This is a genomic window from Mucilaginibacter rubeus, assembly GCF_014643835.1.
In the GTDB taxonomy this organism is placed as follows: domain Bacteria; phylum Bacteroidota; class Bacteroidia; order Sphingobacteriales; family Sphingobacteriaceae; genus Mucilaginibacter; species Mucilaginibacter rubeus.
The window spans coordinates 224,123-250,766 of sequence record NZ_BMKD01000007.1 but is presented as its reverse complement, the minus strand read 5'-3'; the positions used below and the strand labels follow the sequence as shown (position 1 = coordinate 250,766).

26 protein-coding genes are annotated in these 26,644 nt (G+C 44.2%); 12 read left to right on the top strand and 14 right to left on the bottom strand.

Annotation, left to right across the window (positions count from 1 at the left end):
• Nucleotides 1-4: 4 nt before the first annotated feature.
• The 6 genes from IEX80_RS21935 to flxA form a co-directional block, all read right to left on the bottom strand.
• Nucleotides 5-427 carry a hotdog family protein gene (locus IEX80_RS21935; RefSeq protein ID WP_090533573.1) on the bottom strand — a complete coding sequence of 141 codons (423 nt, stop codon included), beginning with the start codon at nt 425-427 and terminating at the stop codon, nt 5-7.
• Nucleotides 424-1,302 carry a lysophospholipid acyltransferase family protein gene (locus tag IEX80_RS21930; protein ID WP_090533575.1) on the bottom strand — a complete coding sequence of 293 codons (879 nt, stop codon included), beginning with the start codon at nt 1,300-1,302 and terminating at the stop codon, nt 424-426. Before IEX80_RS21930 ends, IEX80_RS21935 begins: the two co-directional genes overlap by 4 nt.
• Entirely contained in the window at nt 1,302-1,559 is a 258-nt protein-coding gene (locus tag IEX80_RS21925) for an acyl carrier protein (RefSeq protein ID WP_090533577.1), read from the bottom strand. Before IEX80_RS21925 ends, IEX80_RS21930 begins: the two co-directional genes overlap by 1 nt.
• A gap of 11 nt (nt 1,560-1,570) precedes the next feature.
• Entirely contained in the window at nt 1,571-2,791 is a 1,221-nt protein-coding gene (locus IEX80_RS21920) for a beta-ketoacyl-[acyl-carrier-protein] synthase family protein (protein WP_188834145.1), read from the bottom strand.
• A gap of 416 nt (nt 2,792-3,207) precedes the next feature.
• Complete coding sequence (gene flxB / locus IEX80_RS21915; protein ID WP_176626484.1) at nt 3,208-3,936, bottom strand: flexirubin biosynthesis SDR family reductase FlxB; 729 nt, start codon at nt 3,934-3,936, stop codon at nt 3,208-3,210.
• Nucleotides 3,933-5,513, bottom strand: a complete 1,581-nt coding sequence (gene flxA / locus IEX80_RS21910; RefSeq protein WP_229701716.1) for a flexirubin biosynthesis tyrosine ammonia-lyase FlxA — start codon at nt 5,511-5,513, stop codon at nt 3,933-3,935. Before flxA ends, flxB begins: the two co-directional genes overlap by 4 nt.
• Nucleotides 5,514-5,793: 280 nt before the next feature.
• On the opposite strand from flxA, the gene IEX80_RS21905 reads away from it, so the two are divergent.
• The 8 genes from IEX80_RS21905 to IEX80_RS21870 all read left to right on the top strand — a co-directional run bounded on the left by IEX80_RS21905 (nt 5,794) and on the right by IEX80_RS21870 (nt 17,733).
• The gene (locus IEX80_RS21905) at nt 5,794-6,321 is read left to right on the top strand and encodes a hypothetical protein (protein WP_188834144.1); all 528 of its coding nucleotides are present in this window, start codon (nt 5,794-5,796) and stop codon (nt 6,319-6,321) included.
• A 208-nt stretch (nt 6,322-6,529) separates the two neighbouring features.
• Nucleotides 6,530-7,726, top strand: a complete 1,197-nt coding sequence (locus IEX80_RS21900; RefSeq protein ID WP_188834143.1) for a DUF2062 domain-containing protein — start codon at nt 6,530-6,532, stop codon at nt 7,724-7,726.
• Between the two features lie 3 nt (nt 7,727-7,729).
• The gene (locus IEX80_RS21895; protein WP_188834142.1) at nt 7,730-11,584 is read left to right on the top strand and encodes a 1-acyl-sn-glycerol-3-phosphate acyltransferase; all 3,855 of its coding nucleotides are present in this window, start codon (nt 7,730-7,732) and stop codon (nt 11,582-11,584) included.
• On the top strand, nt 11,585-13,099 hold the full coding sequence (locus IEX80_RS21890; RefSeq protein ID WP_188834141.1) for a phytoene desaturase family protein: 1,515 nt from the start codon (nt 11,585-11,587) through the stop codon (nt 13,097-13,099).
• Nucleotides 13,092-14,774: a C45 family autoproteolytic acyltransferase/hydrolase gene (locus IEX80_RS21885; protein ID WP_188834140.1), complete on the top strand. Its 1,683-nt coding sequence runs from the start codon at nt 13,092-13,094 to the stop codon at nt 14,772-14,774. The genes IEX80_RS21890 and IEX80_RS21885 overlap by 8 nt, the downstream gene beginning before the upstream one ends.
• A complete protein-coding gene (gene acpS, locus IEX80_RS21880; RefSeq protein WP_090533594.1) occupies nt 14,771-15,148 on the top strand; it encodes a holo-ACP synthase in 378 nt (125 codons plus the stop codon). Before IEX80_RS21885 ends, acpS begins: the two co-directional genes overlap by 4 nt.
• On the top strand, nt 15,145-16,446 hold the full coding sequence (flxY, locus tag IEX80_RS21875) for a flexirubin biosynthesis putative acyl-CoA ligase FlxY (RefSeq protein ID WP_229701715.1): 1,302 nt from the start codon (nt 15,145-15,147) through the stop codon (nt 16,444-16,446). Before acpS ends, flxY begins: the two co-directional genes overlap by 4 nt.
• A 24-nt stretch (nt 16,447-16,470) precedes the next feature.
• A complete protein-coding gene (locus IEX80_RS21870) occupies nt 16,471-17,733 on the top strand; it encodes a cation:proton antiporter (protein ID WP_188834139.1) in 1,263 nt (420 codons plus the stop codon).
• A 13-nt stretch (nt 17,734-17,746) separates the two neighbouring features.
• On the opposite strand, the gene IEX80_RS21865 is transcribed toward IEX80_RS21870, so the two are convergent.
• The 7 genes from IEX80_RS21865 to IEX80_RS21835 all read right to left on the bottom strand — a co-directional run bounded on the left by IEX80_RS21865 (nt 17,747) and on the right by IEX80_RS21835 (nt 22,340).
• The gene (locus IEX80_RS21865; RefSeq protein ID WP_090533597.1) at nt 17,747-18,496 is read right to left on the bottom strand and encodes an MBL fold metallo-hydrolase; all 750 of its coding nucleotides are present in this window, start codon (nt 18,494-18,496) and stop codon (nt 17,747-17,749) included.
• On the bottom strand, nt 18,493-19,569 hold the full coding sequence (locus IEX80_RS21860) for an NAD(P)H-dependent flavin oxidoreductase (RefSeq protein WP_090533599.1): 1,077 nt from the start codon (nt 19,567-19,569) through the stop codon (nt 18,493-18,495). The genes IEX80_RS21865 and IEX80_RS21860 overlap by 4 nt, the downstream gene beginning before the upstream one ends.
• A gap of 120 nt (nt 19,570-19,689) precedes the next feature.
• Nucleotides 19,690-20,067: a nuclear transport factor 2 family protein gene (locus IEX80_RS21855; protein ID WP_217633218.1), complete on the bottom strand. Its 378-nt coding sequence runs from the start codon at nt 20,065-20,067 to the stop codon at nt 19,690-19,692.
• A 72-nt stretch (nt 20,068-20,139) separates the two neighbouring features.
• Nucleotides 20,140-20,874 (bottom strand): SDR family NAD(P)-dependent oxidoreductase, encoded by a 735-nt coding sequence (locus IEX80_RS21850; RefSeq protein ID WP_090533603.1) that lies wholly within the window; start codon nt 20,872-20,874, stop codon nt 20,140-20,142.
• A gap of 4 nt (nt 20,875-20,878) precedes the next feature.
• A complete protein-coding gene (locus IEX80_RS21845) occupies nt 20,879-21,097 on the bottom strand; it encodes a tautomerase family protein (protein WP_090533605.1) in 219 nt (72 codons plus the stop codon).
• Nucleotides 21,098-21,124: 27 nt separating this feature from the next.
• Nucleotides 21,125-21,658 carry a YceI family protein gene (locus IEX80_RS21840; RefSeq protein ID WP_090533607.1) on the bottom strand — a complete coding sequence of 178 codons (534 nt, stop codon included), beginning with the start codon at nt 21,656-21,658 and terminating at the stop codon, nt 21,125-21,127.
• Between the two features lie 109 nt (nt 21,659-21,767).
• A complete protein-coding gene (locus tag IEX80_RS21835) occupies nt 21,768-22,340 on the bottom strand; it encodes a Crp/Fnr family transcriptional regulator (protein ID WP_090533609.1) in 573 nt (190 codons plus the stop codon).
• Between the two features lie 156 nt (nt 22,341-22,496).
• On the opposite strand from IEX80_RS21835, the gene IEX80_RS21830 reads away from it, so the two are divergent.
• The 3 genes from IEX80_RS21830 (at nt 22,497) to IEX80_RS21820 (ending at nt 24,497) form a co-directional block, all read left to right on the top strand.
• The gene (locus tag IEX80_RS21830; protein ID WP_090533611.1) at nt 22,497-22,982 is read left to right on the top strand and encodes a peptide deformylase; all 486 of its coding nucleotides are present in this window, start codon (nt 22,497-22,499) and stop codon (nt 22,980-22,982) included.
• An 8-nt stretch (nt 22,983-22,990) separates the two neighbouring features.
• On the top strand, nt 22,991-23,374 hold the full coding sequence (locus tag IEX80_RS21825; protein WP_188834138.1) for a VOC family protein: 384 nt from the start codon (nt 22,991-22,993) through the stop codon (nt 23,372-23,374).
• 82 nt (nt 23,375-23,456) lie between these two features.
• Nucleotides 23,457-24,497 carry a DUF4097 family beta strand repeat-containing protein gene (locus IEX80_RS21820; RefSeq protein WP_188834137.1) on the top strand — a complete coding sequence of 347 codons (1,041 nt, stop codon included), beginning with the start codon at nt 23,457-23,459 and terminating at the stop codon, nt 24,495-24,497.
• A 64-nt stretch (nt 24,498-24,561) separates the two neighbouring features.
• Here the strand turns inward: IEX80_RS21820 and IEX80_RS21815 are convergent, their stop codons facing one another.
• Complete coding sequence (locus IEX80_RS21815; RefSeq protein ID WP_188834136.1) at nt 24,562-25,734, bottom strand: MFS transporter; 1,173 nt, start codon at nt 25,732-25,734, stop codon at nt 24,562-24,564.
• 186 nt (nt 25,735-25,920) lie between these two features.
• Here IEX80_RS21815 and IEX80_RS21810 point away from each other — a divergent pair, with 186 nt between their 5' ends.
• Entirely contained in the window at nt 25,921-26,535 is a 615-nt protein-coding gene (locus tag IEX80_RS21810) for a hypothetical protein (RefSeq protein ID WP_188834135.1), read from the top strand.
• Nucleotides 26,536-26,644 lie beyond the last annotated feature (109 nt).

Below are 26,644 nucleotides of genomic sequence, written 5' to 3'. Positions count from 1 at the left end.
GATATTATTGTGGTTGAATAAATATTTTCATTTCGCATTGGGCTATCGTTATGCCTTTGCAAGTAATTTTTCCTTTGATGATGGTAACATCGAAAACCTGGTTTTCAATTTTTACTTCGGTTTCTATGGTATCGCCAACTTTTGGTAAAGCAAATACTTCCAGGTTTTTTACCGCACCGATAAAGCCCGGCTGTACAGGTTTGCCTAATTGCTGAGCGGCATATCCGGCACCAGCGGCGGCGGTTTGGGCTATGTTTTCGGTCAGTCCGGCTTCGCTTAATTCGCCATCGCTTACCAAAACGTTATCAGCCTTTACCTGAAGCGAGGTTACCGTGTTGTCATCAGTTGATGACAACAGCTTGTCAATCATTACAAATGGCGACCGCTGTGGTATCAACGGTAAAATATCCTGTGTTGGTAAGATCATTGCCAAAAATTATAATAGTTGTACCACTGCTCAGGGTACGTTTTTACCTTGTTTTCAAAGCTGGTTATAAAATCATTTGCCAGTTGTTCCATGCCTTTGCCTCTGCCCCAATCCGAATAATCCTTTACCGGACTGGCGAAAAAGTGGTAATGCAACGCGCTTTCTTTTAGTGCGTAAACAAACGTTACCGGCGCTTTAAATTTTTCGGCCATTACAAACGGCCCTGCCGGGAATTTCGCATCCTCACCTAAAAACTCCCTTGTTATGGTTTTATTGCCCTCGATATACCTGTCGGCATGCATGCAAACCAGCTCATTGTTCTGAAATGCCGCGTTTATTTTAAATATGTGCGACAGGTCGTTTTTGATGACAATGATGTTTATTTTCCGCTCGCCGGTTACCGAATCCATGTATTGCTTGATCTGCCTGTCTTCGCCATCAAACATTACAATGTTAATGCGGGTGTTTATATGATCAAGCAGTTCGCCTGCTATTTCCCAGCTGCCAATGTGCGAGCTAAGCAGTAATCCGCCCTTGTTCATGGCGGCAATCTGCCGTAGGTTGTCGATCCCGTCAAAGTTGAAAGTGAATTTGTTGGGAATACCCGACATGATCACCACTTTGTCAATAATGCTTTGCCCAAACAGGTAATAGTTGCGGTAAAGCTTGAATATTGATTTTACTTTGCCGAAACCGAGCCGCTTGTGGAAATAGTAATATGTTCCTTTTGATGTTTGCCACGAAAACAGGAAGTAATAAAGCGCCACAAACCTCAGCATAAAATAGGCCGGCATTACACCGGCTGTTTTTAAAACGCTTACAAAAATGCGATAGCCAAGGGTATTGCCTTTTGATTTTCCCTGCCAGGCGGGCATTATGCAAGCTCCTCAGGTTGTACGCGCGATAGTACGTAATCGTAAAAATCCTGGAAGGTAACAATGCCCGTAAAATCTTCGGGTTTTACTTTGAACCCAAAGTTGCTTTCAATTACTACAACAAGGTCGATATAATCAAGACTGTCAAGGTCGAGGGTTTCTTTCAGATTTGCTGTGGGCACCATTTTATCTGCATCAACCTCAAATTCTTCGGCAAGGAAGCTGTTGATTTTTTCTATGATCTCTTCAATTTGCATAATGGCTTAGTTTAAATATATTTTTTAATAATCAGGGACGAATTGGTGCCGCCAAACCCAAACGAGTTTGACAGGAATGTATCTATATTTTTATCGACGGTTTCGGTAGCGATGTTAAGTTTCGCCGAATCCTCGTCGGGGTTTTCAAAGTTAATGTTAGGCGCCACGAACGAGTTTTGCATCATCAGCATCGAATAAACGATCTCACTTGCACCCGCCATCCAGCACTCATGACCGGTCATGGATTTGGTTGAACTTACCAGGGGCTTATAATCGCCAAAAACCTCATCAATGGCTTTAGCCTCGCTGGCATCACCGGCAGGGGTAGAGGTGGCATGAGCATTGATATAGTCAATTTCAGAAGCCTGTATACCGGCATCTTTTAATGCCATATTCAACGAGCGTACCGGCCCTTCAACCGTTGGGTTTGAAATATGCCCCCCATTTGATGAAAAACCATAACCAACAATCTCGCCAAAAATAGTAGCGCCTCGTTTTAGGGCCGATTCCAGGCTTTCCAAAATCACAGTAGCTGCTCCGCCGCTTGGAACCAATCCGTCGCGGTCACGATCGAACGGGCGGGAGGCTTTAGCAGGGTCGGCCTCGTGTACAGAAAATGCCGAAAGCGCATCAAAACTGCCCATTGAATAATGACTGAGTTCCTGTGCGCCGCCGCAAATAATGCAGTCCTGCATACCGCTTTTGATAAGATGGTAACCCATACCTATAGAATGCGAACCACTGGCGCAAGCCGCGCTGATGGTAAAATTGACACCGCGCAGCTTGAATATGGTAGCCAGGTTCATGGTAACAGTAGAGTTCATGGTTTGAAAAACCGCACCAGAACCAATGAGCATGGTGTCTTTTTTCTCGCGGATGATATCTGTGGTTTCGATAACAGCTTTGGCAGTACTGTCGTTACCGTATAAAATGCCTACATCGGTTTGGGCGATGTAATCGGCATCGATACCTGCCTGCTGTAATGCTTCGGTGGTGGCTATATATGCATATTCGCCTTGCTCGGGCAACATGATACGCGCCCGGCGATCAAGCGTACCTTTAAGGTTGGGCTTTTCAACCGCGCCGGTAAGCCCTGAGCGGTAGCCAAAATCTTTACGGATAGCATCATATACAATGCCCGACCTGCCGGTATAAAGGGATTCCTTAACTTCATCAAGATTTTTCCCAATACACGAATAGATACCCATCCCTGTTATCACAACCCTATTCATATTTGAGCAAAAACTGATAGTACATAGTCAACAAAATGTGATAAAAATACAAAAAAATAGAACTTAATCTGGTTTTTGTATGTATAGCGCTCGTTTAATGTTTCAAATTTCGGCTATTAAAATACCTGTATCTTAATAGCTTATGATTAAATTTATATTAAGAGTTAATTACTCTTGTGTTTGTTACCCGCAAATAAAATTTGCCACCGCCTTTCTTTTCTTGCGCACGTTTGCAACGTGTGCTTCATATGGTTTGGCGATTGCATCGCCTTTAGCGCGTTACAAACGCTATCCCAGTTTAAGCGCTCGTTGCAAACAAGCGCGAGCTTATATTTTAGTTTCGGCGGCCAGAGGCCGCTCGATAGTTGCCACTCGGCTGGAGCCGAGCGGCGGCGGTAGCTTTGTTTTCGTTTTCTTTACGAATACAACCCTCCATTTATCGAAAGCACCTCCGCCGTAATATAAGCCGCTTCCGGCGAAGCCAGAAAGCCTACCGCATGAGCAACCTCCTCCGGTGTGCCAAATCTTTTTAATGGCACCATCGCTTTCAGTTCCTTTTCATCAAGCCCGGCAGTCATATCGGTAGCAATGAACCCCGGTGCTACAGCATTTACCGTAATCCCCCTGCGACCAACCTCCTGCGCCAATGCCTTAGTTGCACCGATAACACCTGCTTTGGCTGCCGAATAATTCACCTGTCCCGGCAAGCCTTTTAACCCTGAAAGCGAAACCACGTTCACAATCCGGCCGTATTTTTTAACCAGCATTCCGTTAAGGACTAAACGCGTAACGTAAAAGAAGCCACTTAGGCTCGTATTTATTACCCCATCCCATTGCTGGTCCGTCATCCACATCATCAGGCCATCGTCTTTAACGCCGGCGTTGTTTATTAAAACTTCAATGTACTTTTCGGTATTGGTTTCTATCCAGCTGCCTAATTTTTGTTGGATATCGTTCTTATCGGCAACATTAAATTGCAACAGCTCGCCATCGCCGCCATTCTTCCTGATCTGGGCGAGGGTATTGTTGGCTTCGTCGATGTTGCCTTTATAGTTAACCAGTACATAATAACCCATAGCGGCCATTTTGTAGCAAATGGCCCTGCCAATTCCTCTTGAGCCGCCGGTTACTAATGCACATTTCATATGATATTTTTGGTGTTAAAAGGTTTAATAAATTCAGGAAATATTTCGGCCGTTTCAAAATAAGCTTTTACTTGCTGCAGATCCTGGTATTTGGGTTTGTCCTCAATAAATGTAGGGAATATAGCCCTCAAGCCGGTATAAACTTTGTTGGTTTGGGTAGATAGCTTGTTTGCGCAATCAAGGTAATCGACAGCCTGCAGCAGCGTCATAGCCTGGATAGCCAGTACCTCGAAACTGTTATCGATCACTTTTTTTGTTAACAATGCCGCATTACAACCCATGCTTACAATATCCTGGTTATCATTATTGTTTGGGATACTGTGTACGTACATGGGGTACGAAAGGGTTTGGTTTTCGGCAACGGTTGAGGTAGCCGTGAACTGCATTCCCTGCATTCCGAAGTTGAAGCCTAATACACCTAAATTCAAAAACGGCGGAAACTTCTGGTTCAGCTTATCATTCAGTAAATAATTCAACTGCCTTTCTGATAGCATCGATAAACGGGTAACAGCTATCTTGAGTTTGTCCATTTCCAGCGATACATAATCACCATGAAAATTACCGCCGTGGAAAATATTGTGACTTTCATGATCGATAACCGGGTTGTCGTTTACCGAGTTAAGCTCATCAACAACCACATGCTCTGCCTGGGCAATGGTATCATACACCGGACCGAGAATTTGCGTTACACAACGAAGCGAGTAGTATTCCTGAACTTTATCCTCAAAAACCTCCTGATCGATATTTTCGGGATTATATAAGTGCTCAGAGCGGCTACGGGTCATTTGGCTATCCTTCAGGATTTCCCTCAATTGCGTGGCAATAGCATTTTGCCCTTTGTGATGTTTAACCCTGTTTAGCTCGTGCGAGTAATGGTCATCAAAAGCGCCCACAACCTCGTTGATCATTGCTGAAAGCATTACCGACCAGCCCAACAATTTTTTTGCGCGGATGATGTTCAGCAGACCAATCCCCGTCATAGCCGAAGTGCCGTTGATAATAGCCAGTCCCTCACGGATATGGATTTGGAGAGGTTTGATATTTAGCTGTTCAAAAACAGAAGCTGTTGGTTGTACTTTTTCGTTGTAAATCACCTCGCCTTCGCCAATAAGTACTAATGCCAGGTGTGCTAATTGTACCAGGTCGCCGCTGGCACCTACGCCGCCATGTTCAAATATACAGGGAGTAACGTTTTTATTAATGAGTTCGGCAAGCAGGTTCACCAGTTCGGGGTGTACACCGGAATGGGCTTGCATAAAACTGTTAAGCCGGGCAAGCATCAGGGCTTTTACCAACTGGGGCTGCATCAAACTGCCACCGCCCGAAGCATGGCTGCGGATGAGATTATACTGTAATTGCAAACGGTTTTCATCGCTCACCTTGTATTGCGCCATTGGGCCAAAGCCGGTGTTAATGCCGTAAATAAGCTTGTTGGATGAAAAATTGCCAAGAAAATTAAAGCTGGCTTCTACCTTTTGCAGTGCCTGTTCGTCAGGAGCAATCGTAGCACTATTAAAAATTACCTGGTAAAAATCATCCAGCGTAAGGGTTTTTCCTCCAACCTGTAGTATGGGCACAGCAGTTTTATTTAATAAGGTTTGATTACTCTTTTTCACAAAATCAGGGCGAAAATAAGGTAAATGTTCGGATTTAGGAACGGTTATTAAACGGTTTAGGGAAGGGAGGTATTGTGTGGAACGATATACCAAAATCATATCATTGATAGCGCAGCAATCGCACGGAAGCAGGGCCGCCGTGTATCGCATGCGATCGTTTCGTCGTTCCTCCTGGCAATGATATACGTGGTGTGAATAAGAGGAGAAAATTAATAACTTTGATCTCTTACCTTATTACAAAATGAGAAAAGCCAAAGTGCAAAAAACATTCATTCATTATGAACCACTAAAGCCTTGGGAAATAGTTTTAATAATAATTTACGCGGCAATAACTTTGGGTATTGCGTTGTCCCGATTCATTTTAAGCACAGAAGGCAGGCAAGTAGCAATAATTTTCTACGCCATGTTAACACAGCTATTTTCATATATTTTTCTGTATGTATCACTAAGAAATTTCCAAGTGTATCTAATCTGGCTATTGTTTGGCGTAATACATTTTATACTGTATCTATATCTTAAAGGGGATGCCGAATTGCAAATGGTACGAGGATATCCTTCCAGATTACTTATCAATACGATTCCTTTGCTGTTGCTCTTTCAATTTCTGAGGTATTTGAGTATGAAAGCTCAGAGACGGGAATTTGTTGTACCTGCAAAAGGTGGTGGTCCCGATTTGATTGAAAATAAGAGAGTAAGCGGCGCTGACTATCTTATCATGTTAATTTATATAGGAACATGGTTAGGACTTACAATGCTTTTTTTGTTCTAATTAATAGACTGTATTTTCGCTGTTGAATACTCTGCAAAGTTGCCTTAAGCGGGAGTTAAGGTAACGATATGATTTTTAGTATACTCCCAACAAAAATTTAACGTTTAATTTAACCTGAAACAATACTTTTGTAAAGTATTAAACGTAAACCCACAAAACCCATTGATAAAAACCTGGACTGAAGCCGGTGCGTGCGATTGAATGATATATGACGGATAATTTAGAACTTATACAGGCAAAGTTTAAACAATTACAGGTATGCGTTATTATACCCACCTATAATAACCAGGGTACGCTGCCCGCTGTTATTACCGATGTGTTAGCTTATACCGATCAGGTTATTGTGGTAAATGATGGCTCTACTGATAGTACTCCTGCCATTATCCAGTCGTTCCCGCAAATACAATTAGTTAGTTATACCCAAAATGTGGGAAAAGGCTGGGCCCTGCGCAAAGCTTTTGAATTTGCTGCCGAGCAGGGTTACCAACACGCTATCACCATTGATTCGGATGGGCAGCATTTTGCCGCTGATTTGCCTGCTTTTATCGAAAAGCTGGAACAGGAACCTGATTCGCTCATCATTGGTTCGCGTAATATGGAGCAATCGTCGGTGCCGGGTAAAAGCAGTTTCGGGCATAAGTTTTCTAACTTTTGGTTTTGGGTAGAGACAGGCATTAAATGTCCGGATACGCAATCGGGTTATCGTTTGTACCCGATTCACCTGCTAAAAAACAGCAAATTCATCACCCGGAAATACGAATTTGAAATAGAGGTAATAGTTCGTGCCGCCTGGAAAGGTATCAAGATAGATTGGGTTCCGGTAAAGGTTTATTATGCCCCGAAAGAAATACGGGTATCGCATTTTCGCCCTTTTCAGGATTTTTCGCGCATTAGTGTACTCAACACTGTACTGGTTATCATAACTTTCGCATACATCAAACCCCGCGATTTTTTCAGGACGCTTTTTGATAAAAAAAAAGCTAAGCTAATGCTCAAAAACCTGTTTTTTAACCCTGAACACTCGCATCAGTTAAAAGCTAAATCTGTAGCTTTTGGCGTTTTTATGGGGATTGTGCCTATCTGGGGTTTCCAGTTGTTGGTGGCTATTTCGCTGGCCTTCCTGTTCAGGCTCAACAAGGCCATCGTGGTTACGGCTGCCCACATCAGCGTTGCGCCCATGATCCCGGTTATTATTTTTCTGAGTTATAAAACCGGGAGCCTATGGATGGGCGGCAAGGATGTGGATATCCCTTTGGATAAAATTTCGCTTAAATCCATTGGCGAACATTTGGAACAATATCTTTACGGCAGCATTTCGCTGGCAATTTTTGCAGGTATTATAGCTGGATTGCTCACTTTTGCGTTACTAAAGCTGTTTAAGCGGAGGCCAGTCCCCGCCCTGTAATTCATGGAAAAAATCCTGGTAGGCATCTATAATTATTTCAATATCCGCAAACCACTGTTTTATACTGTGTTTGCGTTAAGCTTTGTGCTTATCGGTTTTTTCGCTTCGAGGATAAGGTTTGAGGAGGATATTTCCAAAATACTGCCGAAGGATAAAAAGATAGAGAAACTCAACTATATTTTTCAAAACTCCAAGTTTGTTGATAAGCTGGTGGTGATGGTATCGTTAAAAGATTCCACACAACAGCAGCCCGATAGCCTTATAGCCTTTGCCGATAATTTTACCGAAACCGTTCAGCAAAAACTTTCACGGTATGTAAGTAAGATCAATGCAAAGGTTGATGAGGGGTTGGTGCTGGCGCTTTTCGGCACTATTAATAAAAACCTGCCTATTTATCTTACCGAGCGTGACTATTTAAATATTGACACACTTATCCGCCCCAATCAGGTAAAAGAAACCCTTGCCCGCGATTTGCGTACGCTGACCTCGCCCGCAGGATTAGCGCTGAAAAGCATGATCAGCAGCGATCCGGTTGGGATCTCATACCTAGGCCTTAAAAAATTGCAACAGCTGCAATACGACGAAAATTTTGAACTGTACGATAGCTATGTGATGACCAAAGATCACAAAAACCTGCTGCTGTTCATCACCCCCAAATACTCGCCCAATAATACTGGTGAGAATGCCGTAATGCTTAAAGGCATCGACCAGGTTATCGATAGTTTACAAACTAAAAACTTTCAAACAGTTGATTGCAGCTATTTCGGTACCACAGCCGTATCGGTAGGCAATGCCCTGCAATTACGCAAGGACTCCATGTTCACCCAGGGGATTACGGTGGTGTTCCTGATTGTTTTCCTGGGTTTTTACTTCAGAAAAAAGCGCGCACCAGTTGTGATTTTAGTGCCGGTTTTGTTTGGCGCATTGTTTTCGCTTGCGGTGGTTTATTTTGTAAAAGGCAGTATTTCTGTAATAGCCTTGGGCACGGGTTCGGTGGTGTTAGGAATAGCGGTTAATTATTCGCTGCACGTGTTTAATCATTACCGCCATACCCGCAGTATTGAACAGGTGATCCGCGATTTGGCTATGCCGCTTACTGTGGGCAGTTTTACAACCATTGGCGGTTTCTTGTGCCTTGAGTTTGTAAAGTCGGAAATGCTGAAAGATCTTGGTCTGTTTGCGGCTTTTAGCTTGATAGGTGCTTCGTTTTGCTCACTGGTGTTCCTGCCGCATTTTATCGCCTCAAAAAAAGAACAGGATCAACATACAGCCCAGCTTTCGTGGATTGATAGGCTATCGGCCTATAACCCCGAGTATAATAAGTTTATTATTTCCGCTATCATAATCCTTACGGCAGTATTCAGCCATACAGCCCGGAACGTGAGTTTTGAAACGGACATGAACCGCATGAATTTCATGGCCGATAAACTCAAAGCATCCGAAGCTAAACTGAACGCTATTAATAAATACGCCCTGCAATCGGTATATTTTCTCGCCGAAGGCAAAACATTGGATGATGCTCTCCGGACTAACGAAAAGCTCTCGGCACAGATAGAATTACTGAAAGAAAAAAACATCGTCAAAAAATACTCCGGCGTATCATCGCTCATTATTTCCGATTCCCTGCAAAAAGCCCGCATTGCCCGTTGGAATAACTACTGGACACCTGCAAAAAAACAGCAGTTAATGGCTGTATTGGTTAATGAAGGCGCTGCCTTAGGTTTTAAACTATCTGCTTTTGATCATTTTTACGAACTCATCAATAAAAACTTTAAACCAGTTGGCCAGGATGAAATGGCCGGCATCCGCAAAAGTTTGTTGGATGATTACATAACCGAGCGACCGGGCAGGGCCGGTGTAATTACATTGGTTAAGATCTCACAAGCTGATAAAGCCAAATTGTACAACCTGTTCGAAAATTCGCCAAATGTTACTGTTGTTGATAAGCAATACTTAACAAACCGTTTTGTTGGTATCATTAATAATGATTTTACCAGTATCGCTGTCATGTCATCTTTACTGGTGTTTTCGGTGTTGCTGCTTACTTACGGGCGTATCGAACTTACGTTGGTTTCTTTTATTCCGATGTTTATTTCCTGGATCTGGATTTTGGGCTTGATGGGGTTGCTGGGCATTCAGTTTAACATCGTCAACATTATTATATCGGCACTGATATTTGGTTTGGGAGATGACTATAGCCTGTTTATTATGGATGGGTTGCTGCAGGAATATAAAACGGGCAAAAAGAATTTATCGTCATACAAGTCATCCATCTTTCTATCGGCCATTACAACAGTTGTGGGTTTGGGCGTGCTGATCTTTGCCAAACACCCAGCCTTGCGATCCATCGCGTTGATCTCCATCATTGGGATAGTTTGCGTGGGGGTGATGGCGCAGATTTTAATCCCATTTTTATTCAATTTGCTGATCAGAAACAGGGTGCAGAAAAAACACTTTCCATGGACATTAAGCGGCTTTGTGATCTCCGTTTTTGCCTTCACTTACTTTGTGAGCGGCTGCCTGTTATCAAGCCTGATTGGTTTGTTTTTGATTAAGCTCAACCCGTTTAAAGGCCCAAGAAGCAAATATGTTTATCATGCTATCCTGTCGAAGTTTTGCTGGTCGATGATGTACATTATGCCTAACCTGCGTAAGCGTGTAGTGGATAAAGACAGTTTTGAGAAACCTGCCGTGGTGATCAGTAATCACCAATCGTTTTTAGATATTTTGGTGCTGATCATGCAGCATCCTAAACTGATCTTGTTTACCAATCACTGGGTTTGGAACTCGCCGGTGTTTGGTGCGGTGGTGAGGATGGCTGGTTATTTCCCGGTGGCCGAAGGCGTAGAGCAGAACGTTGATGAACTGGCCGAAAAGGTTAAACAAGGATACTCGATGGTGATTTTTCCTGAAGGCAGCCGCTCGCCCGATGGCAAAATGAAACGTTTCCATAAAGGCGCTTTCTTTTTGGCCGAGCAACTGGGTATGGACATATTGCCCATTATACTGCACGGAACAGGCTACAATATGACCAAAGGTGATTTCCTGCTGAAGAATGGCACAATAACCATAAAATACCTGCCTCGTATTGCTGCCGGTGATGCTTCATTCGGTACAGGCTATGCGGAGCGTACCAAAAACATCAGCCGTTATTTTAAGGATGAATACCAAAATCTAAGTGCTGAAATTGAACAGCCTGCCTATCATAAAGAACAACTGTTTTATAACTACCTGTATAAAGGCCCGGTGCTGGAATGGTATATGCGCATTAAAGTACGGTTGGAAAAAAATTACCAGGTATTTCATGAGCTGCTGCCTAACCAGGGAAAAATGCTTGACTTGGGTTGCGGTTATGGCTTTATGCCCTACATGCTGCATTTTGCAGCGCCGGGGCGCAAGTTTACCGGGGTTGATTATGATGAGGAAAAGATAGAGGTGGCAGCCAATTGCTTTGGAAAAACGGAGAATATCAATTTTGTTTATGCCGATGCCCTGCAATTTGAAATGCAGCGGTATGATGCCATTATCATGGCCGATATGCTGCACTATTTGCCGCCCGGGGAGCAAAAGCAATTGATTGAAAAATGTATTGCCAATTTAAATCCCAGCGGCAAGCTCATCATCAGGGATGGCAATAAGGATATGGAGGAAAGGCATAAGGGAACGGAGCTCACCGAAACTTTTTCGACCAAGTTGCTTGGTTTTAATAAAACAGGAGCAAATGGTCTTTCGTTCCTTTCGGGGAAAATGCTGCGGGATATAGCGGCAGTGAATGATCTTTCAGTCGCCGAGATTGACAACACGAAATACACTTCAAATATTATTTTTGTGCTTAAAAAAGAAGGGCAGCCGGTTTAAATGAACGATAAATTTGATGTACTGATCATTGGCAGCGGTATGGGCGGTTTGGTTTGCGCCGATATGCTCGGTCGTGAAGGTTACCGGGTTTGTGTTGTTGAAAAAAACAAGCAGCTTGGCGGCTCGCTGCAAACCTACGTACGCGATAGGGTGATCTTTGACTCAGGTGTTCATTATCTTGGTGGGCTCGATAAGGGCCAAAATCTATACCAGATCTTTAAGTATATAGATATTATCGATAACCTGAAACTGGAAAAACAAAGCCTCGATGCCTTTGATAAGATCATGATTGATAACGATCCGGTTGAATATCCCCAGGCTCAGGGCTATGATAATTTCATCAAACAGCTGTTGGTTTATTTCCCGGATGAAGAACCAGCGTTACGGGCCTATTGCGATAAACTGAAAGAGGTTTGCGATAAGTTTCCGTTGTATAATTTGCGTTCGTCGGATGATTTTTATGAAAAGGCCGATGTGTTGGAGGTGGACACGGAGGCTTTTCTGGCATCTATCACCAACAATAAAAAATTGCAGCAGGTACTGGCCGGTAACAATTCTTTATATGCCGGGCAGGCCGATAAAACACCGCTCTACGTTCATGCGTTAATCCTTAACAGTTATATTGAAAGCTCCTGGAAATGTGTTGACGGCGGTTCGCAGATTGCTAAACTCATTGCCCGCAATATCCGCGACAGGGGCGGCGTTATCATCCGGAATAAAGCCGTAAAAAAGCTGGTGGAGCACGAGGGTAAAATAACGCATGTTGAACTGCAGCACGGCGAAAAGCTGTATGCCGATCATTTCATCTCCAATATCCACCCGGTAAAAACACTGGAAATGACGGATTCGTCCGTGATTAAAAACGTGTACCGTAACCGGTTAAAAAGCCTCGAAAATTCGGTGTCGTCGTTTACTATCAATATTGTTTTTAAGAAAGATACGTTCAAATATTTTAGCCATAATGTTTATAGTTTTAAGGACGGACAGGTATGGCACATGGCTGATTACACGGAGCAAAACTGGCCGCTGGGCTATGCCGTGTTCATGACGCCATCATCAAAAAATAAGGAATACGCCGATGGCATGACCATCCTGGCTTATATGCGTTATGAGGAAGTGAAGCCTTGGGAGGATACCTTTAATACGGTATCTGACGAAACTTACCGCGGGGAAACCTATGAACAATTCAAAAAGCGAAAAGCTGAAGTTTTGCTGGATGATGTGGAACTGAAATTTCCCGGTTTACGGGAAAAGATCTATTCATACTATACCGCCACGCCACTCTCATACCGCGATTATATTGGTAATGATGATGGCTCGCTTTATGGCATTGCCAAGGATTATAAACACCCGATGAAAACGTTCATTTCGCCTCGTACAAAATTGCCTAATTTGTACTTCACCGGGCAAAACCTTAATTTACATGGAATTTTAGGCGCCGCCATGAGCGGGATTGTAACCTGTTGCGCTTTGTTGGGCAATGATGATCTGATAGATAAAATAAGAAATGCGTAACAGGAAATTTAGCTGGAAGCGGTTTGGGAAAAGGGTGTTGTATACAGGCCTTGCGTTTGTGGGCTTGCTGCTGATCGGCTTTATTTACCTGTACTGCGTAGCTATCGATTACCCGCCCAAACCCGCCGATCTGGGCAGCCTGCAATTACAACGCAAACAGCCATCGCCGGGATTTTATACAATCAATAACAACTGGTTCCGGAAAAGTAAGAGTGGTTTGTTTGAGATGTATGTAGAGGGTAAGCCTTTTGAGCGCGGGGTAATTAATGGCAAACTGAGCAAAGAGCTGGTGGTAAACCAGGAGGTTTATTTTACCGATCAGATCAATAAGATCATCCCCTCACAGTCCTACCTGTCATTCCTGAAATATTTTATAGCCTGGTTTAACCGCGATTTGGCTAAGAACGTAAGCGAAGAATATAAAGAGGAGATTTACGGCATCTCCAAATCAGCATCAGATAAATACCAGTATATCGGCTCCAATTATCAGCGCATCCTGAATTACCACGCCGCGCATGATATCGGTCACGCGCTGCAAAGCATGGCGCTGGTGGGCTGTACTTCGTTCGGTACCTGGAATGATCGCTCGGCCGATGGTACCATGATCGTAGGTCGGAACTTTGATTTTTATGTAGGCGATAATTTTGCGCATGATAAAATAGTGGCATTCTTCAATCCATCTGAAGGGCATAAATTCATGACCATAACCTGGGGCGGCTTCGTAGGCGCGGTATCCGGCATGAACGAAAAAGGACTGAGCGTTACCATCAATGCCGACAAGACCAATATCCCATCAGGCTCGGCAACGCCTGTATCTTTAGTAGCCCGTGAGATCTTGCAATACGCCCAAAACATTAAAGAGGCCATCGCGATAGCCAAAAAACGCAAAATGTTTGTGTCCGAATCTTTCCTGGTAGCTTCGGCCGAAGATAACAAGGCCGTAGTGATCGAGAAAACACCCGATACGCTGGATGTGTATGATCCTCGCCAAAACTATATTGTTTGCGCCAACCACTTTCAAAGCAAAGGGCTGGCACACTCTAAAGAAAACTTGGTGCAGTTGAGTAATAGCGCCTCACGATATCGCTACCAACGTTTAATGGAACTGCTGAATGCCGAAGGTAAAAACACGGTGCAAAAAACGGTTGATATATTGCGCGACCGCCAGGGCCTGCATGGTGAAAATATCGGCATGGGCAATGAGAAAGCATTGAACCAGTTAATTGCCCATCACTCTGTAGTTTTTGAACCGCAAAAGCTGCTGGTTTGGGTATCAACCTCGCCATGGCAACTGGGGGAGTTTGTGGCTTATGATTTGAGAAAGATCTTCGCCATGAAAGGCATGCAAACCGATCATGAAATTATGGATACCGCGCTTACCATTAAGCCCGATGCGTTTTTGAACACGCGGGCTTATCGTAATTTTATAACCTATCGTACGCTGAAACAAAAAGCTTTTGACGGTGAAGAGATTAACCCCGATAGCGTGGTGGCCAGCAATCCGCAATTTTACCACGCGTATGTGATTGCCGGTGATTATTCGTTTAAACATAACGAGTATAAAAAAGCCCTCGGGTATTACAAAACGGCTTTAACCAAAGTAATTGCCACCGTAAACGAGGAAAACTATATCAAAAAGCAGGTTGAAAAATGTACTAAAAAGTTAAGCTCATGACAGTTTTAGGTGTAGGTATTGATATGATAGAGGTGGAGCGTGTGCAAAGCAGTATTGCTAAAGAACAAGGTTTTCGTGAGCTGGTTTTTTCGGCAAAGGAGATAGCCTATTGTGAGAGCAAGACCAATAAGTATCAGCATTATGCCGCCCGCTTCGCCGCTAAAGAGGCTTTTTTTAAAGCATTAGGTACGGGCTGGCTAAAAGATACCGCTTTTAGCGAAATTGAGATCAGCAATGATGAAAACGGCAAGCCCATTTTAGAACCTACTGGCGAAAGCGCGGGAGTGATTAACCGTAACGGGCCGTTAAAAATTTCCGTATCATTAACCCATTTAAAAACAATGGCATCGGCCGTGGTAATTATTGAACAGTGATAACACAACACCTTGAACCATTAGCACTCCAACCCAAACATGAGGTTGTAAAATACCAGGAGCAAAAGCTGCAAGAGTTGCTGACTTACCTCAGCCAAAATTCGCCTTTTTATAAAGACCTGTTTGCACAGCATCATATTGATATCAACCAGGTCAAAACGCTCGATGACCTGCGTTTGATCCCGACCACCACCAAAGAAGACCTGCAAAAACGCAACGACGATTTTTTATGTGTGGATAGGGGCAAGATCATTGAGTACAGTTCCACCTCCGGCACTTTAGGCAGCCCGGTAACTATTGCCCTTACTGAAAATGATCTTGAGCGTTTAGCTTATAACGAGTACAATTCTTTTACCTGTGCCGATGGCTCGGCGGCTGACCTGTACCAACTCATGCTCACGCTCGACAGGCAGTTTATGGCCGGAATGGCCTATTATTCGGGCATCCGCAAAATAGGGGCGGGCATTATCCGTTTAGGACCGGGTGTGCCATCGTTACAATGGGAAACTATTTTGAGGTTAAAACCTACAGCAATCGTAGCCGTACCATCGTTCATTTTAAAGCTGATCCAGTTTGCACAGGAGCATCACATCGATATCAATGCATCGTCAGTTAAAAAGGCGGTTTGTATTGGTGAGAATATCCGCAATACTGATTTCAGCCTGAATATTTTAGGTCAAAAGATCACCGAAGCCTGGGATATCAAACTGTATTCAACCTATGCCTCTACGGAAATGCAAACTGCCTTTACAGAATGCGGCGAGGGCAGGGGCGGCCATCATCAACCGGAGCTATTGATTGTTGAGGTATTGGATGAGCACAACAACCCCGTTGCTCCGGGTGAATCGGGGGAGGTGACCATTACCACGCTTGGCGTTGAAGGGATGCCGCTGCTGCGCTATAAAACAGGAGATATCTGCCATTATTTTGATGAGCTCTGTGCCTGCGGGCGTACCAGTATCAGGCTGTCATCTATCGTTGGCCGTAAAAAGCAGATGATCAAGTTTAAAGGTACTACACTTTACCCTCCGGCGTTGTTTGATTTGCTGAATGGCATGGAAGAGATCAAAGATTTTGTAGCCGAAGTGTACTCGAATGAGATAGGTATGGACGAAGTGCTGCTGCATCTGCTACCCGTCAATTACACTGATGAATGTGACCGTAAGATCCGCGCTAATTTGCAGGCCCGCTTAAGGGTAAGCCCGCATATCACTTATCTTAAAGCCGACGAAATGCAGAAACTACAATTCCCTGAAGCGGTACGCAAGCCGGTTAAATTTATCGACCGAAGAAAATAAGCTATTATGTGTTAAATTTGCGGCATGCATAATGCCGATATCCTGGGCCGGTTAACACAACAGCTTGAGCTGCCGTTTAGTAACCCGGTACTTGTTTTTTCGCTGATATTGTTGATCATATTACTTGCTCCAATCATCATGGGCAAGTTCAAAATTCCGGGTATTGTGGGTTTTATTATGGCTGGCATAGCGGTTGGTCCGCATGGGTTAAACCTGCTCACCAAAAACTCGGCGGTTGAGCTGTTCTCTACCATCGGGCTGCTCTATATTATGTTCATTGCCGGCATCGAGCTTGATCTGAACGAGTTTAAGCAGAAGAAACATAAAAGCTTTGTGTTTGGCTTCTTTACTTTCTGCATCCCAATACTGATCGGTTTTCCTATTTGTTATTATGCGCTCGGTTATTCGTTAATAACATCGGCCTTAACGGCCAGTATGTTTGCCACGCATACACTGGTGGCCTATCCCATAGTGAGCAAATATGGCGTCGCAAAAAATGAGGCCGTCGCCATAAGTGTAGGGGGCACTATATTGACCGATACCGCCGTACTGATTTTGCTGCCTGTAATTATGGGCGCTAAGGATGGGGGACTGGGGTTCGGCTTCTGGCTGCAGCTGATGATTTCGCTTTCGATATTCGCGTTCATCATGTTTGTGCTGATCCCGCCGCTGGCAAACTGGTTTTTTAACCGCTATCGCGATAGTAAAACACTGCCATATGTGTTTGTGCTTTTTATTGTGTTTGTGTCGGCCTTTTTATCCCAGCTGGCTGGGGTTGAACCCATTATTGGGGCCTTTGTGGCGGGGCTTGCTTTAAATAAAGCGGTACAGCAGTCATCAACCTTAATGAGCAGGATCGATTTTGTGGGTAATGCCATATTTATTCCATTCTTCCTGATTAGTGTAGGTATGCTGGTTGATTTGCGTGTGCTGGGCCGCGGACCGCAGGCTACCATTGTGGCAGTAAGCTTAACGCTTGGAGCCTTGCTGGGTAAATGGCTGGCGGCATTATCTACCCAAAAAATATTCAAATATTCGGGTATACAGCGTAACCTCATTTTTGGTTTAAGCAGTGCACATGCCGCGGCTACCCTTGCCATTATTTTAGTGGGATACAAGGCGCAGATTATTGACGACAATATCCTGAACGGCACCATTATATTGATACTGGTTACCTGCGTGGTTGCATCATTTGCTACAGAGCGCGCCGCTAAAAAGGTGGTTGCATCAATTGAAGAACCCGAAATTTTATCAGAACCCCAAATTACCGGCCACGAGCGGGAATGATACCAGTAATTGCTTATAAATTTGTTTTTACGCCCGGCTGTAAAATCCTGAGCTGACCGCCAATGCCCAGCGCGTTAAATGATTGCTGCAGCATCTCGCCCGTTTCGGTATAATGCGACCAGCCCTCAAAATGCACCGGAATGATTGTAGCATCAGGAAAGGCAAAGGCGGTATCAATAGCATCATTAGTACCCATAGTTACGTTGAACGGGCCGCGGGGTTTGGCTGCCCCGGCAAAAATGAATACATATTGAGGTTTAAATTTTTCTGCAACCTCCTTTACGCCATCATAAAACACGGTATCCCCGGTAATATAGATCTGGAGCCCGGCAATAGTTATAATAAAACCCGTTACATCACCGGTAAGTTTTTCGCTGCCTGCCGGGCCGTGTCTTGCAGGGGTGCCGGTTATAACTACTTCATCGTTAAGCGCAATACTTTCCCATGGAGCCAGGCCAAGGGCATTGCCGCCTAATCTTTCGGCTCCTATTTGGGTGGTTAATGTTTTATCAACCTGTTTCAGCAGTTCCCGGCCGGCATGGTCAAGATTATCGCCGTGCTGGTCATGGCTTAGTAAAACCACATCTATTTTACCGATGTCGGTAGTAGCCGGGCCTTCGGTTTTATGGTAAGCAGGCTTATCGTTGATCATGAACTGCTCACCCGCGGGGTCAAGCGTAGGGTCGGTCATAAGCCTTAAGCCGCCGATCTCCAAAATGATGGTTGGTCCACCCAGGTAGGTTACATTAACTTCGCTTTTCATGGGTTCATAATTTTAGTAGTGTCTTCAATTAATGATTGCATCAACGCGGCTGCTTTGGTGTGTTTTAATATTGGCGCTATCTGTCCGCCCCAAAACAAAATCATATCCCATTTTTGCTGCTCAAGCGCGGCTTTCCTTAACGGCGACATAAAAGTTGTTTGGAGGGGGAAGGGTAAAAATCCGGCTTCCTTTCCGGCCAGGTCTTTAGCAATCCTGCTGGTAATACCCCGGCCAAGCCTGCCTGTAAACGCGCGGGACAAGGTAGTATATTTCGCTGCATCTGAGAACAGCATTTGCCTGTGGACGGGAAGTGCACCCGATTCATCAACGGCCAAAAAAGCAGTCCCTATCTGTGCAGCATCGGCACCTAATGTTAAAGCTGCTGCTACTCCTCTGCCGCTGGCAATGCCACCGGCGGCAATAACAGGTGTTTTAACTTTATCTTTTATCAGCTGAAGTAACACAAAAGTGCCTGTAGTTGAAGCTTCGGCAGGGGCGAGAAATGATGGTCTGTGGCCGCCCGCCTCAAAGCCCGACGCAATTATCATATCTACCCCGGTGGCTTCTAAAGCTATAGCTTCATCCAATGTGGTAGCAGCACCAACAGTAACAATACCCAGTCTGCGGCATTGCTCCAAAACATCCGCAGGTAGGGTGCCAAACATAAAGCTGAATACTTTTGGTCGCAGATCAAAGATCACCTGCAACTGGTTTTCAAATCGTAATTTAAACGGAGCCGGTTTAGCGGGCAACGGGATCCCGGCTTCGTCAAAATAAGGTTTAAACAATTGTGCTGCCTGTTCAAACTGCTCATCAGTAGCTTCACCGTTCGGCGCGTCTGTTTCCGAAACCCACAGGTTGATATTATATGGCTTGTTGGTTGCGGCCCTGATCTGTTTATCAACCGCCGCGATTTCGGGGGCATTTAGGGTATAAGCCCCATAACCGCCCAGTCCGCCTGCATTTGATACCGCGGCTACCAATTCAACCGACGATAAATTACCGCCAAAAGGCCCTTGTAAAATCGGGTAATCAATACCCAGCATTTCCGATGCTTTTGTGTTATACCACATGATTTTAGTATTAAGTGGATAGTACTAAGTCTGAAGTCACAAGTCTGATTTTCTTTTTCTGCACTTAGAGCTTACAACTTCTGACGGAAGACTATAGGTCAATTTATCACTGAAACGAAATTAATTCGTATCGCTGATCATTTTATTTACAATGAGCCACTTGCCGCCGAGTTTATGGAATGACAAAAACTCATGGTAATTAAAATCATACATTTTTACCTGTACTTCGGCAACGGCAATTGAATTTACCACTTTAACAGAAATGATTTTCCCGTTAAATGGTTTGCCCGAATCCTTAGGGCTTACCCTGTTTTTTACCCCATCCAAATAAACATCCAATGTTTTGGCATAAGGCTGTCCTTTTGCATCGCCAAAAAGCAAGGTGCCGGTATTCATTACCTGGTTTAACAAATCTAAATTACCTTCATAAATCCCTTTGAAGTAGTAATTTTCAAGCGCCTGTTCAATGGCAGCTTTGCTTTGATCGTTAGTTTCCATTTTTATTGATAAATTAAACATTATGCCTGCCGCTAAGCAAGGCATAATGCAATTGCTAAAAGAATTTTACACTCAATTTAAATTATGGCCTGCCGCCATGCCTCCATCAACATTGATAATGGCCCCGCTGATGAAATTGTTTTTGGCAACGGCGTACACCATTTGGGCTACGTCCTCAACTTCGCCCACCCGGTTCAGCAGGTGTAATCCTGCGCTTTGGTCGGCATCATCACCGTGCATTGGGGTACGGATAGTACCGGGCGCAATAGTATTTACCCGGATATTATCTTTACCAAACTCACCGGCCAGTTGTATAGTAAGCGCGTGTATAGCGCCTTTTGATGCCATTTGTGCTGTAATGGGCACACCTCCAAGGGCATGGTTAACCAATGGCGTACCTATATTGATCACCACACCATCATGCTGTTTAAGCATTTGTGGAATCGCGGCCTGGGTGGTGAAGTAAGTACCTTTAAGGTTGGTGTTTAAAAAACGGTCGAGGTAGGCTTCATCAACTTCAAGGAACGGCCTGGTTTCAAAAATACCGGCGTTGTTAATCAGCACATCTACGCTTCCAAATTTATCAAGAGCTGTTTGGGCCAGCTTTTCGCCTGTGGCTTTATCGCTTACGTTTCCGACAACCATGGCCAGGTTATCGCCAGCCCCCAACTCCTGGTAAACAGCTTCCAGTTTATCGGCAGTTGTTGAGTTAATGACTACGTTATCGCCCTTTTCTAAAAAATAACGGGCTATTTCTTTACCGATACCGGATGATGCTCCGGTAACGATTATTGTTTGCTTTTTCATTGTTTTACTTCTTGTCGGCAGTGATGCCTCTTTCTCTTAATACTGATGTCTGTTCGCCGGCATATCCCCAATCATCCAGCTCAATTTCGCTGATCACTACATGGGTTAAATGCGGGTCTTTGTTCAGGGTATCGGTAATTAAATCGGTTACACCCTTTATCAGGATTTGTTTCTGCTCGCGGGTAACACCTTCGCGGGTCAGTTCAATTTTTACGTATGGCATGGCTTTAGTTTTTAAGCAAAAGCTGTTTTAAACAGCTTTTGCGGTTATGTTTACATTCAGGTCAAAATCATTGTAGATAAGTGTATCGCCCAGGTCTTTAAAAAAGTTTCCGGAACGAAACCTCATACCATATTTGGTACGGTCGACCACAACTTTACCGGTTGCGCTTACCGTATCGGCTGCGGTAGCAACCTGCGCGTCAAAACTTACGGAATGAGTGATGCCTTTTATGGTCAGGTCGCCGGTGATCCGATAAGTGCCGTTGCTACCTTTGTTGATCGCAGTAACCACAAATTGGGCTTCGGGATAATTTTCTGAATTAAAGAAGTCGTCGGAAGCAAGGTGGCCAGCAAACTGGGCGTTGGTAGCCGGGTCAGTTATGTCAAGAATTTTAATAGAGGTGGTGTCGATATCGAATTTACCGCCGGTTAATTGTCCATCTGCAAAAGTTAAAGAACCTTCTTTTATAGCGATGGTACCATTGTGTGCGCCTGTAACCTTACGACCAATCCAGTCGATGTTACTTTTTGCGCTGATGATTTCAAATTTTTGAGTTTCCATTTTGTTATGTCTTTAATGACGATACAAAGTTGGGGACTAATGGCCTGGAAACTATGTGACCTACATCACAATTGAAACACCGCTTTATTTATGTGATGTACGTCACATTTTAAGAATGGTATAAACGGCTCAATGTTTCCCTTGAAACGCCTAAGTATGAGGCTATTAATTGTTTAGGAACCACATTGTACAAGGTAGGGTACTGCGCCAGCAGCTCTTCATAACGATGCCTGGCGTTGTTATTCATAAATGACAGCAGCCTTTTTTGAGCAGCTACATAGCCCCTGTTGGTACGCCAGCGAAAAAAGTGCTCGCTTGCGTGAATTTCATTACAAAGCTTTTCGCGATCGTGACCGGTGAGGCAAAGTACTTCGGCATCCGTAATACAATCCAGGCTAATTGTAGCGCGCTCGCCGCTGTAAAGCGCGTTATAATCTGAAGCCCACCAGGTAGGCATAGCAAACTGCAGGATGAACATTTTCATGTCGTCGTTAATAAAAAACGACTTCAGATAGCCCGAAAGTACGAAATACTCACAGTCTACTTTATCACCCTCCCCGATTATAGTTTGCCCTTTTTTGAATGTTTTGTAGGTAAAATGCGAAAAGAAATAATCGAACTGCTCGTCGGTTAGGGAGGCGGTTTTGCTTACGTGCTCTTTTAAAATTTCTTTTGGCTGCATGTGATAAAAATAACTACAAAAAAACTTTATTTGGATAAGAAAGTCAATGTTTAGCTTTCCCGCATTTTCGCTTATTTTGGTCTTAGTATAAAGTTAAAGCAATTCATGAGGGATTAATGTGATTCCGTAAGTGATAAATTTACGTTTTACTATGGAATGAAAAAATTGAACGATATTTTGCTGCTTGGCGATGAGCGTCTTTACCAGGTTTGCCCGCCGGTATTACGAAACGAATTGCCGCTGGTAAGCGGTTGGGTTGAAGATATGCACCATGTAATGCAGGAGATCAGGCAAAAATACAACTTTGGCCGGGCTATCGCTGCTCCCCAACTGAGCATTATGAAACGCCTCGTTTACATGAATATTGACAAGCCTGTAGTTTTCATTAACCCCGAAATACAGGACGCCAGCGATGAACTTTTTGAACTTTGGGACGATTGCATGAGCTTTCCTAACCTGCTGGTAAAAGTTAAAAGGCATAAAACCATCACGGTAAATTACCTTGACGAAAACTGGCAGCAACAACAGTGGGTAATGACGGATGCCCTATCTGAACTGATGCAGCATGAGCATGATCATTTGAACGGGATTTTATGTACGATGCGGGCTATCGACAGCATGGCGTTTAAATGGCGGTTATAATCTGATTCATGAAACAATTTATAGCACATATTACTGTAGTTGTAGATAACTACGATGAAGCAATTCAATTTTACACGGAGAAATTGAATTTCGACTTAATTGAAGATACCCTGATCAACGAAAATAAAAGATGGGTGTTGGTAAGACCCAGGGGGGCATTTGAGTGTAGCTTGCTGTTAGCAAAGGCCGTAGGTGATGAACAAAAAAGTCGTATAGGACAGCAAACGGGTGGCCGCGTATTTCTTTTTTTAAGGACCGATGATTTTTGGCGCGATTACCGTGCGATGCAGGACAAAAACATCATCTTCGTTCGTGAACCCCAGGCGGAACCATACGGCACGGTTGCCGTTTTTAAAGACCCCTTTGGTAATTTATGGGATTTGCTGGGTTGAACTGCCTAAATAAAAATTAAAACACCTGTAACGTATGGGGGTGAAGTGTGGTCATAGTTGTATCACGATTAAAACCCCTTTTATGAAAAATTATATTTTACTTCTTCTGCTTGCCGGGCAAACCGCAGTGGCGGCAGCGCAAGATGGCGACAGCCGTTCGTTATATCTTACCAAATCATTGGCTAACGATGCTATTACCAGCGCCGTGGTACGTACATCGGCCGGAGGTATCGTAGTTAGCGGGCAGGCCGGGCAAGCTCCGCGGGTGGAAGTTTATATTAAAGGCAACAACGGGAATGATCTTTCAAAGGAAGAGATCAAAAAACGCCTTGATAAGGATTATACACTCGACATATCGGTTAGCGGGCATGAAGTTAGGGCCATTGCAAAAAGCAAGCGTCAAAACTTTTTTAACTGGAGAAGCTCATTGAGCATCTCATTCCGCATTTATGTACCGCAGCAATGCGCAACCGACCTGGAAACCAGCGGCGGCGGTATTGGTCTTGATAACTTAAAAGGCAACGAAAAATTTAGCACCAGCGGCGGTGGTTTAACTATCGACAGGCTTTACGGTACCATCCGCGGTAACACCTCGGGCGGCGGCATTCATGTTTCCAATTCGGGCGATGATATTTCGCTTGAAACCAGCGGAGGCGGTATTGAGGCCAAAAACTGTAACGGCAGGATCAGGCTTGAAACCAGTGGCGGCGGTATAACTTTAGAAAACCTAAAGGGCACCATTAACGCCGAGACCAGCGGTGGCGGCGTTAACGGCAATAACATCAGCGGCGAACTCATCACCAGTACTTCCGGCGGGAGCATTGATCTTAAACGCATGGCAGGGAGTATTAGCGCGCAAACCAGCGGCGGTGGTCTGTACGCTCAAATGCTAAAAGTTGGCAAATATCTTAAACTGGAATCAAGCGCCGGTAACGTTGATATCGAACTTCCGCAAAACCAGGGCTACGACCTCGACCTGCGAGGTGAAGGCGTGTCGCCATCATCTGTTGCTAAATTTAACGGACAATGGGAAAAGGAACGGGTTAACGGTAAATACAATGGCGGCGGCATCCCGGTTAAAGCCGAAGCATCGGGCGGAAGTGTTAATATTAAATTCAGGTAAGCATTTAATAATTAAGCAATAAAGAGAAAAGCTCCGGGTTTATGATCCGGAGCCTTTCTCTTTTCTATCCTTGGTGAGTGTTTCGCCCTGTTATCAGTGCCATTAATCCCCAAACCGGCCCTATGGCCAGTAGCATGTAAATATATCGCGCGTTTTCGGCCGTTCGTAAAGCCGCGATCAGTTGAATACTTACAATGGTAACAGCAAAACCGAAGCAATTGACAATGGTTAGCGCGGTTCCTCTTGATTGCTGATAGGCATTTTGCGCAACCAATGTTGAAAACAACGGCGAATCGGCAATGACTGCAATAGCCCATATCAATAAAAATGAAATCAATATCCATGTCGAGCCGGTAAATAAAAATAGCGGCGATACCAGGCAACAGGTGCAAGAAATTGTCAACGCGATGGTAGCTGCTTTTTTCACACCCAGATATTTCGATATGATACCGCTGGCTGCACAGGCCAAAGCGCCCATCCCAATAATGAGAAAAGACAATAAGGGGACATTCAAAACTGCATTTGAGAACCGATTATGGTAGGCGGTTAGCATCATGGGGACAAAAGCCCAAAAAGCATAAAGCTCCCACATGTGGCCAAAATAACCAAAGGCTGCTGCCCTGAATTGCCTGTTTCGAAAACTTTGTAAAAACGCAGCCGGATTAAGCGCCACTCCCTGCTTCCTTTCCGGACCGTCGGGTACCAATAATATCATCGTACATCCGCCCAAAGCGGCTAATATCGATGTCGACAAGATAACGTACCGCCATGGCAACGTGGCCATCAGGTTTTTAAGCAGGTGCGGCAACGCTGTGCCCAAAACCAATGCTCCAACCAAAAAACCGAGAGATTTTCCCAATCCCTGCGGATAATGGTCTGAGGCTATTTTCATGCCCACCGGGTAAATCCCTGCCAGGAAAAAACCTATGGTAAACCTTAGCATTAATATTATCGCAGCATCTGTTCCGGGTAAACATGCCAACGCATTGACAGCTGCGGCAATAAGCGCACAGGTAAAAAACACCCTTACTGGCGAAAACCTGTCGGCAATACCAAGGATAGCAAAAACAAGGGTGCCGGTAATAAAGCCAAGCTGAACCGCGCTTGTTAAGTAAGCCAGATAAGATGGTTCAAGCTGTAATTGTTTGGCTATATCGCCCATAACCGCGTTGCCTGCAAACCACAGTGAAGTGCAAAAAAACTGGGAGAGTACGATTACCGGGAGGATACGTTTCATTTGGTTTTGAAGAACTATAGCGGTGCAATAATAATTATAAACTGTACGCTAAAAAAATAGTACCGCTTTTACCTTGCGTATCCCGTTCAGGAAACGCCACCTGCATTTTTAATTCCCGTTATGTTGCCTTTATAAAAATATGTATCTTGAGTTTCAAAACTAAACCTAACCCTGTCATCATTACCAATGGATAAACAACAAATTACCGAACAGATAAAGTGGATGATTGCCGACGGCAATTCAGATCATGAGATTGAGGCCCTGTTGGTTGCAGAAGGCCTTGCCCGGGCCGAAGCAAAATATACACTCTCGGTAATTAAAAATGAACTGTTCCCGCACGAATATCCGATAATCCCCGAACCTCCCCAAAGCCGAAATTATCTTTGGATCGGCCTTCTAACGGCTACGTTATTGATATTACTACTTGTTTTTCATCCATGGAGCAAATCAAAGACAGCCGAAAGAGAAATAACCCCAGCCGATATGATCCGGCTTATGAAAGCAGGGCCGGGCGTTTATACTACCGAACTCAATAAAATCAACAGCGGATGGGTTTTTGACCAGGATAAAGACAGATGGGAAAATAAGAAACGAAAAACAGCCCTTGCCATCAGGATGGAACAACTTCTGTACATGTGTCCTGTGTTGCACGATCATTCATTCCAGGACTATCTTGAAAGTCATGACTTCAGAGACATAATTTATGGAAAACCCGGAAGCAAGATTTACCAAAACAGCGAATTTATGTTTACCATTCAAACCAATGGAGCCTACACAATGATTTCGCTGGCCAACCGGTAAATTAGGCCAATGCTTCTAAACGTATCTTTTCCATCGATCGTAAAAAAGTCAAATTTTTTAGCCGGCGCTTCATAACACCCTTTTTACAAAACGCCAAAATTTAAACATT